Below are 12,680 nucleotides of genomic sequence, written 5' to 3' on the forward strand. Positions count from 1 at the left end.
TTATTGCCATGGCGTGCAGGATGCATCGCCGACCCGACTATAGAGTGATGGCGGGATGCCCGACGCACGGCCGGCAGCGCGCCTCTGCACGATTGAGCTAGAACAAACTGCACACGGCCACGCGCTCTAACTTGATAGAGCCGCTGGCCGCGGCCGGTTGCTCCGCAGGCCGGTAACCGGGCGCTCCCATCTCCCTGGGCCAGCGGCACCCTCCCCGCTTCAGCTGTCCAGGTGCGAAATCAGGAGCCTGCGCTCGTTCATGCCCTGGATGTCGCCATGCTGGCCATCCACCGAGATGCCCACCGCCACGATGTCGATGAGCAGCAGTTGCAGGATGCGCGAGATCATCGACAGGAAGCTGCTGCTGTCCTCGGCATGGTCGACCGCCAGGCAGACGGTCGCCTTGCGCGCCAGCGGAGACTGGCTGTTGCTGATGGCGATCACGTCGGCGCCGGCGGCGCGGGCGATGTCCACCGCCTCCAGTAGTTCGACCAGGCTGCCCGAATTCGACACCGCGATCACCACGTCGCCCGGCTGCAAGAGCTCGGCCGCGAGCTTGAACAGGTGCGCGTCGCCATAGAGCGACGTCGGGATACGGAAACGGAAGAACTTGTGCTGCCCGTCCAGCGCCACCGCGCGCGCATTGCCCATGGCGAAGAACTCGACCCGGCGCGCGCGGCTCACCAGCTCGATCGCGCGCTCCAGGGAGCGCACGTCCAGCTGGTCGCGAAAGCGCAGGATCGCCGACACCGTGTTGTCGATTACCTTGGCCGACAGGTCGTGGGTGCTGTCTGTGGTGCGCACCTGGCTGTGGCGCACGGGGATCGAGCCGGTCAGGCTGCTGGCGAATTTCAGCTTGAAGTCGGCCAGGCCCTGGAAGCCGAGCGAACGGCAGAAGCGGATCACGGTCGGCTGGCTCACGTCGGCCAGGCGCGCCAGCTCGGCGATCGGCTCGTTGAGCACCAGGCGCGGCTGCTCCAGCACCAGGGCGGCGACGCGCTGCTCGGCCGGCGTGAGCCCGTGGCGCAGCTGCTTGATGCGCTCCATCAGCGTGTTGGCGCCGCTGCGCCCGCGCAGGTGCTCGGCCAGGATGCTGGCCACGCCATGGAAGGCCGGGTTGGGCGCCGTGATCACATAGGTCGGGATAGCGGCCAGGTAGCTGGAAAAGCGTCCCTTGGCCTCGAAGCGCGCGCGGAAAGGAGAACTGGCGAACCACTCGCCCATGCGCGGCACGATGCCCCCGCCGATGAAGATGCCGCCGAACGCGCCCAGGGTCACCGCCAGGTTGGCCGCCGCCCCGCCCAGCATGCCGCAGAAGCATTCCAGGGTCTCCAGGCAGAGCGGGTCTTGCGACGCGAGCGCGCCCTGGATGATGTCGGCCGCCTTGCGCGCCGGGGCGTCGACGCCGTTCCGTTCGGCCAGCGCGCGGTGGATGAGCTCCATGCCCGGGCCCGAGATCAGGCGCTCGTTCGAGACGTGCCGCCACTCGCGCCAGGCCACCTGCAGGATGGCGAATTCGCGCTCGTCGCCGGGGGCGAAGTTGACGTGGCCGCCTTCGCTGCCCAGGGTGACGAAACCGTCCGCGGTCGGGATCAGGCCCGATACGCCCAGGCCCGTACCCGCGCCCAGCACGCCGACCACGGCATTGGGCGCGGCCACGCCCGGCCCCACCTGCATCAGGTCGGCCGGCCCGAAGCCGGGTATGGCCATGGCCAGCGCGGTGAAGTCGTTGACGATCAGGAGCGTGGCCAGGCCCAGCTCGCGCCGCACCGCATCGGTCGAGAACTGCCAGTCGCGGTTGGTCATGCGCACCAGGTCGCCGCCGACCGGGTTGGCCACGGCCAGCGCCGCATGCTGCAGCACGACGCCGGCATGGTCGGCCAGGTAGTGGCGCAGCAGCGGCACGATGCCGTCGAAGTCTTCGCAGCGCAGCACCCGCACCGCGCCGAACACGCCGGGCGCGCTCTGCAGCGCCAGGCGCGCGTGGGTAGCGCCGATGTCGGCCAGCAGGCGCGGGCCGTCGGCGAAGGCGGTGCGGGCGGACGTGTCCGTGAAGGTCGCTGCCGCCTGGCCGTCCATTATTCGGCGCGCGGTACGCTGCCGAACCAGGCGCCGTAAGGCGGCAGGGTCACGCGGCTGCCTGCGGCGCTGCCCGGCAGGCCGAAGCTGTCCAGCGCCGTGGCCTGGGCGGCCTGCGCCCAGTCGAAGCTGACCGGCTCCGGCCCCAGGTTGAAGGCCGCCAGCACGCCGTCCATGCCGGCCACGTCGCGGCGCAGGGCCAGCACCGGTTCGGGCGCGTCGAAGAAGACGATCTCGCCGCGCGTGAGTTGCGGCATGGTGCGGCGCCAGGCGATGAAGCGGCGCGCAAACTGCAAGGGCGAACCGGGATCGCCTTCCTGCCGGTCGACCGCGACCGCCGCATGCGGCGCGGCCACCGGCAGCCAGGGCTGGCCGCTGGTGAAGCCGGCCTGCGGGGCGTCGGCCTGCCAGGGCATCGGCGTGCGGCAGCCGTCGCGGCCCTTGAACTCGGGCCAGAAGGTGATGCCGTAGGGGTCCTGCAGCAGTTCGAAAGGCACGTCGGCTTCTTCCAGGCCCAGTTCTTCGCCCTGGTACAGGCAGGGCGTGCCCTTGAGGCAGAGCTGCATGGCCAGCACCAGCTTAGGCAAAGCCGGCGTCGGCTTGCCGTCGCTCCAGCGGGTCGCCACGCGGATGGCGTCGTGGTTGCTGACCGACCAGGAAGCCCAGCCGTCCTTCACGCGCTCGTTGAACTCCTCGACCTGGGTGCGGATATGCGCCGCCGTGTGCACCGGCGTGAGCAGGTTGAAGCTGTAGGCCATGTGCAGCTTGTCGCCGCCTTCGGTGTATTCGGCCATCTGCGCCAGCGCGTCGTCCGAGCTGACTTCGCCGATCGAGACCGCGCCGAACTCGTTGAGTTGCGCGCGCACGCGCTGCAGGAAGGCGATGTTCTCGGGCTGGGTCTTGTCGTAGAGGTGGGCCTGCATGCCGTAGGGGTTGACGTCGGTGACGGTCGAGGTGTCGCGCACCAGCGCCGGCGGGTTGCTGCGCAGCTGGCGGTCGTGGAAGTGGAACACGCAGGCATCCATGCGCACGCCGTCCACGCCGCGCTTGAGCCAGAAGCGCTGGGCGTCCAGGTGGGCCTGCTGCACTTCCGGATTGTGGAAGTTCAGCTGCGGCTGGCTCACCAGGAAGTTGTGCATGTAGTACTGCTTGCGGCGGGTATCCCATTGCCAGGCCGAGCCGCCGAACACCGACAACCAGTTGTTGGGCGGGCAGCCGTCCGGCAGCGGGTCGGCCCACACATACCAGTCGGACTTCGGGTTGACGCGGCTCTTGCGGCTCTCGGCGAACCAGGCATGGGTGTCGGCGGTGTGCGACATCACCTGGTCGATCATGATCTTCAGGCCCAGGCTGTGCGCCTTCGCGACCAGTTTGTCGAAGTCGGCCAGGGTCCCGAACAGCGGGTCGACGTCGCAGTAGTCGGCGATGTCGTAGCCGAAGTCCTTCATCGGCGAGGTGAAGAAAGGCGACAGCCAGACGATGTCCACGCCCAGCTGCGCGATGTAATCGAGCTTTGCGGTGATGCCCGCCAGGTCGCCCACGCCGTCGCCATTGGAGTCGAGGAAGCTGCGTGGATAGACCTGGTAGATGATGGCTTCGCGCCACCAGTTCGGGTTGTCGTTGGTCGAAGTCTGGGTCATGGCTGGTCGAGTCCGAAAGATTGGGAATTTGAGGCAATATACAGCAGGCGTTGGCACTTTACAATCGTCCGAACGAGGGCAAAATTTAATTTATTCCGAATGGATTCATGGACTTATCGATGAATCTACCTTTAGGGGGAAATGCTAAAAGTAGCTAAACTACGGAAGATTTGTAACTCCTTTGTTTCGCCGCAATATTTTTATTGCAAGTAGCCCGGGCTCGTCATAGGATCGCACCTGTTTCGATTTTCCGAGAGCGCCATGACTTCTCCAGCAACGACGCACGTCACCGACACCGGGCGCATGCCGCGGCAGATCCCTTACATCATCGCCAACGAAGGCTGCGAGCGGTTTTCGTTCTACGGGATGCGCAACATCCTGACGCCCTTCCTGATCTCGACGCTGCTGCTTTTCGTGGCCGAGTCCGAGCGCACGGGCGAGGCCAAGCACGTCTTCCACACCTTCATGATGGGCGTGTATTTCTTCCCGCTGCTGGGCGGCTGGCTGGCCGACCGCTATTACGGCAAGTACAACACCATCTTCTGGTTCAGCCTGATCTACTGCGCGGGCCACGCCTGCCTGGCCATCTTCGAGGACAGCGTCAAGGGCTTTTATTTCGGCCTGTTCCTGATCGCCTTCGGCTCGGGCGGCATCAAGCCGCTGGTCGCCAGTTTCGTCGGCGACCAGTTCGACAAGACCAATAAAAGCCGCGCCAAGGTCGTGTTCGACGCCTTCTACTGGATCATCAACTTCGGCTCCTTCTTCGCGTCGCTCCTGATGCCGATCTTCCTGCGCGACTACGGTCCCTCGGTCGCCTTCGGCATCCCGGGCATCCTGATGTTCATCGCCACCATGGTCCTGTGGAGCGGCAAGAAGAAATACGTGCACGTGCCCCCAAGCCAAAGCGACCCGCATTCCTTCCTGCGCGTGGTGAAAACCGCCGTGCTGGCGCAGCAGCCGGGCGCCGGCCGCCCCGGCCTGATCGTCGCCGTCCTCGGCGTGATCGGCGCCGTCTATTCGCTGGCGCGCACCCCGGACTGGGGCTTCGTCATCGCCGCCTGCCTGGCGCTGGTGCTGCTGATCGCCTTTGTCGGCACCGGGGCCTCGATGCAGCTCGACCGCGCGCGCAAGCTGCATCCGGACGCCGCCGTCGACGGCGTGCGCGCCGTGCTGCGCATCCTGATCGTGTTCGCGCTGGTGACCCCGTTCTGGTCGCTGTTCGACCAGAAGGCCTCGACCTGGATCGTGCAGGCCAATGCCATGTCCACCCAGGTCAACCTGCTGGGCTGGAGCTTCAACGTGATCCCGGCCCAGATGCAGGCGCTCAATCCGCTGCTGGTGATGATCCTGATCCCCTTCAACAACCTGGTGCTGTTCCCGCTGCTGGGCAAACTCGGCTTCGAGCCGACCGCGCTGCGCCGCATGACCGCCGGCATCGCCTTCTCGGCCCTGGCCTGGATCGTGGTCGGCAACCTGCAGGTGCAGCTCGATGCCGGCGACCCGGTCTCGATCGCCTGGCAGATCCTGCCCTACGCGCTGCTGACCCTGGGCGAGGTGCTGGTCTCGGCCACCGGCCTGGAGTTCGCGTACAGCCAGGCCCCGGCCGCGATGAAGGGCGTGATCATGGCGCTGTGGTACCTGGCCGTCACGGTCGGCAACCTGTGGGTGCTGATCGTGAACTCGGGCGTCAAGAATCCCGCCGTCATTGCCCAGATCGAAAGCTCGGGCGTGGGCGTGATGGCCTTCCAGATGTATTTCTTCGCCGGCTTCGCATTGCTGGCCGCGCTGGTGTTCGGCCTGTACGCCCGCCGCTACAAGATGGTCGACAACTACCGCGGCTGATCCATCCTGCTGTCCATGGGCGGGCCTGCGGGCCCGCCCCGCTTCACCCAACCCTTCGCCACCATGACCCGACTCCATTTCGCCGCCCTCGCGGCCGCCCTCCTCGCCTCCTCCGCCAGCGCCGCGGTGCCCCTCGCCGCCTGCGACAACCCGTCGTTCCAGGAGGTGCTGCATGCCTCCAGCGCCACGCTCGATGCGCGCGCCGTCTGGCTCGACCAGCGCCTCGTGAAGTGGCCGGGTGTTGACGCCGGCGGCAGCTACCGCCTGTACCACTCGGCCAAGGCATCGATCGTCGCCAGGCCGGGCGCCAAGGTGGAAGGCTTCGATGGCGTGCTGGCGCTCGACGCCTTCACCGGCCAGGTGCCTGCCGCGGCGGCCACGCGCTTCAAATGGGTCGCGGCCGGCCCGGTGCTGGCGCTGCGCGCGGCCGACCTGGCGCGCGTGCGCGACCTGCACCGCGGCCAGCTGGTGCTGGTGCAGGAAGGGCCGGACGGCACAGTGCGCGCCGCAACCCGCATCCAGGCGGCCGGGGCGCTGGACGACGTCTACGCCGCGGCCGAGGGCATCGCCGACCTGGGCGCGACGCCGAAGAAGGGACGCACGGGCTTCCGCCTGTGGGCGCCGACCGCCCGTACTGCCGCCGTCTGCACCTATGACAGCGGCAGCGGCCGCGCCACCGCCGTGCACGCGATGCGCTTCGACGCGCGCACCGGCGCCTGGGACGCGCAGGTCGCGCAAGACCTGTCCGGCCGCTATTACCGGTACGCGGTCGACGTGGCGGTCGACGGCATGGGCCTGGTGCGCAACTTCGTGACCGACCCGTATTCGGTCAGCCTCACCACCGACTCGAAGCGCAGCTATATCGCCGATTTGGGCGCGAAGAACCTCAAGCCCAAGGGCTGGGACGCCTCCCGCCCGCCGAACACGGTGAAAGCCCAGACCGACATGGTCATCTACGAGCTGCACGTGCGCGACTTCTCGCTCAACGACCCGAGCGTGCCGGCACATAAACGCGGCAAGTACGCGGCCTTCGGCGAAGCCGATTCGCACGGCATGCGCCACCTGAAGGCGCTGGCGAAAGCCGGCATGACCGACATCCACCTGCTGCCGGTCTACGACCTGGGCAGCGTGCCGGAAAAGGACTGCGCGGTGCCCCAGCCATCCGGTGCACCCGACGGCGAGACCCAGCAGGCCCTGACCCGCAAGACCGCCGATACCGACTGCTTCAACTGGGGCTACGACCCCTACCACTACAGCGCGCCGGAAGGCAGCTACGCAAGCGACCCGTCGGACGGCGCGCGCCGCATCGTCGAGCTGCGCCAGATGGTGATGAACCTGCACCGCGCAGGCCTGCGCGTGGGTGTCGATGTGGTCTACAACCACACCTTCATCGCCGGCCAGAACGAGAAATCGGTGCTCGACCGCGTGGTGCCGGGCTATTACCATCGCCTGAACGCGCTCGGAGCAATCGAGCGCTCGACCTGCTGCGACAACACGGCCACCGAAAACACCATGATGGCCAAGCTGATGATCGACTCGAGCGAACTCTGGACCCGCCACTACAAGCTCGACTCCTTCCGCTTCGACCTGATGGGCCACCAGCCGCGCGCCGCCATGGAGCGCCTGCAGCAGCGCGTGAACAAGGCGGCGGGACGCCCGGTGCAGCTGATCGGCGAAGGCTGGAACTTCGGCGAGGTGGCCGACGGCGCCCGCTTCGTGCAGGCCTCGCAGCTGTCGCTGAACGGTTCGGGCATCGGCACCTTCAGCGACCGCGCGCGCGACGCCGTGCGCGGCGGCTCGGCCGGCGACTCGGGCGCGGCGATGGTGCGCCAGCAGGGCTATATCAACGGTTTGGTGTACGACCCGAATGCATCGAATGCCGGCCACAAGCCGGCCGACCTGCTGCGCGCGGCGGACCTGATCCGCGTCGGCCTGGCCGGCTCGGTGCGCAGCTATCCGCTGCAAACGCTTGATGGCACGGTGCGCAAGCTGGAAGACATCGCCTACGGCAACCAGCCGGCCGGCTATGCCAGCCAGCCGGGCGAAACCGTGAACTACGTCGAGAACCACGACAACCAGACCCTGTACGACATCAACGTGCTGAAGCTGCCGGTGGCGACCTCCACGCCTGAACGCGCGCGCGTGCAGGCGCTGGGCATGGCGATCAATGCCTTCAGCCAGGGCGTGGCCTATTACCACGCCGGCATCGACACCCTGCGCTCGAAGTCCCTGGACCGCAACAGCTTCAATTCGGGCGACTGGTTCAACCGCATCGACTGGACCTACCAGGACAACTACTACGGCACCGGCCTGCCGCAATCGGACGACAACGGCAAGGACTGGCCGCTGTTGAAACCCTACCTGGCCAATGCCGCGCTCAAGCCCCAGCCCGCCGACATCGCCTTTGCGCGCGACGCCTTCCGCGACCTGCTGGCCATCCGCGCCAGCTCGACCCTGTTCCGGATGCGCACCACCGCCGACATCGTGCAGCGCCTGCGCTTCTTCAACACCGGCCCGCAGCAGGTCGCCACCGTGCTGGCCGCCTCGATCGATGGCAAGGGCTACCCCGGCGCAAAGTTTGCCGCCCTGAGCTACCTGGTGAATGTGGACAAGGTGGAGCAGCGCGTGAGCGACCCGGCGATGCGCGGCAAGCGCCTCACGCTCCATCCAGTGCACACGGCTGCGGGCGCGGCCGACAAGCGCGCCGCGCAGGCGGCTTTCGATAGCGCCAGCGGCACGTTCACCGTGCCGGCGCGTACCGCCGTGGTCTTCGTCGCCGACTGAAGACCGGCGAGGACGCTCAGCCTGCCGACTCGCGCAGGCGGGCGATCTCCACCGAGCCCTTCTCGTCGAAGACCGGGCATTCCTCGGCCAGGCTGACCGCTTCGTTGAAGTCGGCCGCGGCAATGATGGAATAGCCCGACAGCGAAGCGCTGCTCAGTTTCGGGCCGAGCAGGCGGCTCGGCACTTCGACGCTGTTGTGCGCCAGGCTGCCGCGGTCCACCAGGGCCGAGCCGAGCATCTCGAACCAGGCTTCCCAGCGCTGGGGGTCGTGCTGCGGGCCTTCGGCCTCGTCGACGGTCGATCCGCGGTAAACGATCAGGTAGCGTTCCATGCCGGCTCCTAGGTTGAATGTTTAGCAAAACCATAACAGAAGCCCCTGCCCGGCGACGCACAGCTCGGCATCTTCCTTTCCCCCTTGCGCAGGTGGCCAACTTCCCTTCCCGCTACTACACTGGATCGACCAGGCCTGTCGCCAGCGACGCCTGTCCGGTAGCCGCACCCCAGGCGAATTGCCTGCCCGCATGTTAAGCTGGACAACTTATATAGAGGACATGTGACATGAGCGGATTGGTGAAGACCGGGGTTGCCGGTCTCGACGAAGTGATGCGCGGCGGTATTCCACGCAATAACAACCTGCTCGTCGAAGGCCCGCCGGGCTCGGGCAAGACCACGCTGGGCCTGGGTTTCATCTACCACGGGGCGCTCGACCATGACGAGCCGGGCGCCATCGTCTCCTTCGAGCTCGATCCCGCCAAGCTGCTGCGCGACGCCGCCGGCTTCGACTGGGACCTGCAGGGCCTGATCGACCAGGGCAAGATCAAGATCATCCAGACCAGCCCGGCCGTGCTGCTGAGCGAATTCCGCAGCGAGGACGGCGCCTTTGCCGCCTCGCTGGTCGAGATGGGGGCCAGGCGCCTTCTGATCGATGGCCTCACGCCGCTGCGCCTGTATGCCGAAGCGCACGACCTGCCCTTCCGCGAAGACGTGCACCTGCTGATCGAAGGCCTGACCCGGCTGGGCGTGACCACCATGGTCACCGCCGAGAAGGACGAGTCGATCACCGGCGTGGTGGCGCACGAGCGCTTCGTGTTCGACACCATCATCTCGCTCACGCGCGAAGAAGCCCGCCGGCGCGTGCAGCGGCGCCTGACGGTGCTCAAATCGCGTGGCCAGGACTTCATCGACGGCAGCCACACGATGCGCATCGAGCCGGGCATGGGCGTGCACATCTACCGCCGCGCCCAGTCGCGGCCCCTGGGCTCTGTCCACCAGCCGACCTCGGAAGAGCGCCTGTCGACCGGCTCGCCGGCGATCGACAAGATGATGGACGGCGGCATCTACAAGGGCTCGGTCACGCTGGTGGGCGGCATTTCCGGTACCGGCAAGACGGTGCTGAGCGTGCAGTTCCTGACCAACGCCATCAGGGAAGGCCACAAGACCTTGCTCGTGAGCCTGGACGAGCACCCGGCCCAGCTGATGCGCAACGCGCGCTCGCTCGGCTTCGAGCTGCAGGAGCTGGTCGATGCGGGCGACCTGTTCATCCATTACGAGTCGCCGCTGGAACTGGACCTGGACGTGCACTTCGACCGCATCGTCAGGCTGGTCGAAACCCACGAGATCGACTGCGTGGTGTTCGATTCGATCGCCGTCTACGAGATGACCAGCCGCAGCGAAGTGGCCGACTACCTGTACGCGCTGGCCACGTATTTCAAGAACCGCCTGGCCACGACCCTGTTCAACTACGAGAGCCCGGAACTGCTGGGCGTGTCGCAGATCAGCGAAGAACTCAAGGGCTCGCACCTGGTCGACAACATCATCCTGCTCAACTACGTCGAGATTTCCACCGTGCTGCGGCGCGCGATCGCCGTGCCGAAGGTGCGCGGCAGCCGCAACCTGCAGATCACGCGCGAATACACCATCGGCGTCGGCGGCCTGCTGCTGGTCGACGAGAGCGACAGCGACACCCAGTCCAGCGCCGTGCCGCAACTGCCGTTCTCCTCGTATTACGGCCTGCTGTCGCGCTCCCCGTCGCGCCAGAGCCCGCACATCGAGGAAGCGGTCGCCCGGGGCAGTTCCCTGCCGGAGTCGGCCGACCTGCCGACCGAACAGCCATAGTGATTACGGTCAAGCTGCCCGGCAATGCCCCGGTCGACTGGGACGACTGGGATACGCCCTTGCGCCAGTTCACCGAAGCCACCGGCCTGGTGAGCTCGGCCTACGATCCGGACGGCGTGCGCCGCATCGGACCGAAGACCGGCTCGCGCCTGGCGACCCTGCTGGCGCGCTCGCGCCTATGGGCCGAGGACGGTCCCGGCACGGCGCTCGAGCGCAGCCTGGCCGAATCGGTGTGCGACAGCGGCGAGCCGCAATCGGCGCAGTTCGAGGGCCTGCGCGTGTGCTCGATGCCGCTGCTGCTGCGCGGCGAGGTGTATGGGGTGCTGGTGTTCGGCTGGCGCTTCGCCGATTTCAGCTCGCCGCTCGAATGCGAGCGCATCGCCAAACAGGTCGGCCTGCCCGGTCACCTGCTGTGGAACGAGGTGCGGCTCGAGGCGCCCGTGTCCGAGCAGCGCATGGGCACCTATGCGGCGCTGCTGGGCACGCTGGCCGCCACGCTCGACCGCCAACGCGAGACCATCGACGACCTGACCCGCGTGAACCGCACGCGCGAACTGTTCCTGGCCACCGTCTCGCACGAAATGCGCACCCCGCTGTCGGCGCTGTCGATGCGCATCGAGCTGATGCTGCGCACGGAGCCGGACCTGCCGCCGAAAGTCGCGAGCAGCCTGGAATCGATGCGCGTGCACGTGCGCCAGGAAGCGGGCATGGTCGACGACCTGATCGACGCCGCCCGCACGCTCACGGGCCAGATGTCGATCACGCGCTCGCAGGTGAAGCTGGGACAGGTGCTGCGCGACGCCATCTCGACGGTGGAGACCTTTGCCCACACCAAGCGCATCCTGATGCAGGTCACGCCCAGCGATTACGGCGACCACATCGAGCTCGAGGCCGACGGCCGCCGCCTGCAGCAGGTGATCTGGAACCTGCTGTTCAACGCCACCAAGTTCACCCCCGAGGGCGGCGTCATCCGCATCGCGGTCAAGCGCGCCGCCGACATGGTCGCGATCGACATCGCCGATTCCGGCCAGGGCATCGAACCCGGGGACCTGCCGCATGTGTTCGGCGCCTTCAACCTGCAGCAGCACGACAATGCCACCGGCCTGGGGCTGGGGCTGTACATCGCGCGGCGCATCGTCGAGCTGCACGAAGGCAGCCTGAGCGTGAGCAGCGAAGGCCGCGGCAAGGGAGCGACCTTCGCCATCCGGCTGCCGCTGGCGGCGCCGGTCCGCCCCGCACCGTAGGCGTTTCATGCCGGTTTGCCCGCCGGGCGCTGTATAGTGGCGTGGCAGGTGCACGTCCCCCACCCTAGTCCATTACCGAACGGAGCACGACATGAGTAAAAGCCAGGATGCGAAGAAAACGACCAAGAAGGAACCGGCCAAGACGATGAAGGAAAAGAAGGAAGCCAAGAAGGTCAAGAAGGAAGAGCGCGCGCGCCAGCAATAACACCGGCGCCCCGCCCTACAGCCCGAGCTGCCCCAGGATCGCGTCCTTGATCGCCTGCAGGTCGGGGTGCGAGACCTTGCGCGGATGAGGCTGTTCGATCGGGAACACCGAGGCGATGCGGGTCGGGCGCGGCGACAGCACCACCACGCGGTCGGCCAGGTAGATCGCCTCTTCCACGTCGTGGGTGATCAGGATGATCGTGTGGCGCTCTTCGCGCAGCACGCGCAGCAGCTCGATGCGCATCTTCAGGGCCGTGAGCGCATCCAGCGCCGAGAACGGCTCGTCCATGAACAGGATGTCGGGTTTCACCGCCAGTGCGCGCGCGATCTCCACCCGCTTGAGCATGCCGCCCGAGAGCTCGTGCGGATAAGCTTTTTCAAAACCCTTCAATCCCACCATCTCGGCGTAATGGTCGGCCGTCGCCTCTTTCCCGCGCCGGTCGCTGCCGCTCAGGCCGAACATCAGGTTTTCCTGCACCGTCAGCCACGGGAACACCGAGCCATGCTGCGAAATCACGATCGCGTTCGGGGTCGGGCGCTGTACCTTCACGCCGTCGATCAGGACGGCGCCGCTGTCGGGCTGCTCGAAGCCGGCCAGCAGTTTCATCAGGGTCGACTTGCCGCAGCCCGAGGGGCCGACGATGGCGACGAATTCGCCCGGCGCCACCGCCAGGTCGATGCCGTCGATGACAGGCAGCGACTTGAAGCCCTTGCGGATGCCCTGGATGGCGACCTTGGGAACCGCGGCAATCGTCTCGTGCATTGCGTTCAT

8 protein-coding genes are annotated in these 12,680 nt (G+C 67.0%); 4 read left to right on the top strand and 4 right to left on the bottom strand.

The features are described 5' to 3' along the window. Positions 1 to 219: 219 nt before the first annotated feature. Positions 220 to 2,079: a glucokinase gene (locus AC3XQU_RS00745; protein WP_489872212.1), complete on the bottom strand. Its 1,860-nt coding sequence runs from the start codon at positions 2,077 to 2,079 to the stop codon at positions 220 to 222. Beyond that, complete coding sequence (locus AC3XQU_RS00750; RefSeq protein ID WP_489872213.1) at positions 2,079 to 3,719, bottom strand: alpha-glucosidase; 1,641 nt, start codon at positions 3,717 to 3,719, stop codon at positions 2,079 to 2,081. Before AC3XQU_RS00750 ends, AC3XQU_RS00745 begins: the two co-directional genes overlap by 1 nt. 261 nt (positions 3,720 to 3,980) lie before the next feature. Here AC3XQU_RS00750 and AC3XQU_RS00755 point away from each other — a divergent pair, with 261 nt between their 5' ends. Next, on the top strand, positions 3,981 to 5,561 hold the full coding sequence (locus tag AC3XQU_RS00755) for a POT-type proton-dependent oligopeptide transporter (protein WP_489872214.1): 1,581 nt from the start codon (positions 3,981 to 3,983) through the stop codon (positions 5,559 to 5,561). A gap of 63 nt (positions 5,562 to 5,624) precedes the next feature. Next, complete coding sequence (locus tag AC3XQU_RS00760) at positions 5,625 to 8,345, top strand: alpha-1,6-glucosidase domain-containing protein (RefSeq protein WP_489872215.1); 2,721 nt, start codon at positions 5,625 to 5,627, stop codon at positions 8,343 to 8,345. Between the two features lie 16 nt (positions 8,346 to 8,361). On the opposite strand, the gene AC3XQU_RS00765 is transcribed toward AC3XQU_RS00760, so the two are convergent. After that, positions 8,362 to 8,676 carry a hypothetical protein gene (locus AC3XQU_RS00765; RefSeq protein ID WP_489872216.1) on the bottom strand — a complete coding sequence of 105 codons (315 nt, stop codon included), beginning with the start codon at positions 8,674 to 8,676 and terminating at the stop codon, positions 8,362 to 8,364. Positions 8,677 to 8,903: 227 nt separating this feature from the next. Here AC3XQU_RS00765 and AC3XQU_RS00770 point away from each other — a divergent pair, with 227 nt between their 5' ends. Beyond that, positions 8,904 to 10,460 (top strand): ATPase domain-containing protein, encoded by a 1,557-nt coding sequence (locus AC3XQU_RS00770; protein WP_489872217.1) that lies wholly within the window; start codon positions 8,904 to 8,906, stop codon positions 10,458 to 10,460. Beyond that, entirely contained in the window at positions 10,460 to 11,704 is a 1,245-nt protein-coding gene (locus AC3XQU_RS00775) for a sensor histidine kinase (RefSeq protein ID WP_489872218.1), read from the top strand. The genes AC3XQU_RS00770 and AC3XQU_RS00775 overlap by 1 nt, the downstream gene beginning before the upstream one ends. A 220-nt stretch (positions 11,705 to 11,924) precedes the next feature. Here the strand turns inward: AC3XQU_RS00775 and AC3XQU_RS00780 are convergent, their stop codons facing one another. Beyond that, the gene (locus AC3XQU_RS00780) at positions 11,925 to 12,680 is read right to left on the bottom strand and encodes an ABC transporter ATP-binding protein (RefSeq protein WP_489872219.1); all 756 of its coding nucleotides are present in this window, start codon (positions 12,678 to 12,680) and stop codon (positions 11,925 to 11,927) included.

Source organism: Telluria sp. AZSoR62 (genome assembly GCF_058111565.1).

Excerpts from the sequence above, each read along its gene's own strand:
- AC3XQU_RS00745 (WP_489872212.1), bottom strand. The coding sequence starts at position 2,079 with ATGGACGGCCAGGCGGCAGCGACCTTCACGGACACGTCCGCCCGCACC.
- AC3XQU_RS00750 (WP_489872213.1), bottom strand. The coding sequence starts at position 3,719 with ATGACCCAGACTTCGACCAACGACAACCCGAACTGGTGGCGCGAAGCC.
- AC3XQU_RS00755 (WP_489872214.1), top strand. The coding sequence starts at position 3,981 with ATGACTTCTCCAGCAACGACGCACGTCACCGACACCGGGCGCATGCCG.
- AC3XQU_RS00760 (WP_489872215.1), top strand. The coding sequence starts at position 5,625 with ATGACCCGACTCCATTTCGCCGCCCTCGCGGCCGCCCTCCTCGCCTCC.
- AC3XQU_RS00765 (WP_489872216.1), bottom strand. The coding sequence starts at position 8,676 with ATGGAACGCTACCTGATCGTTTACCGCGGATCGACCGTCGACGAGGCC.
- AC3XQU_RS00770 (WP_489872217.1), top strand. The coding sequence starts at position 8,904 with ATGAGCGGATTGGTGAAGACCGGGGTTGCCGGTCTCGACGAAGTGATG.
- AC3XQU_RS00780 (WP_489872219.1), bottom strand. The coding sequence starts at position 12,680 with ATGAACGCAATGCACGAGACGATTGCCGCGGTTCCCAAGGTCGCCATC.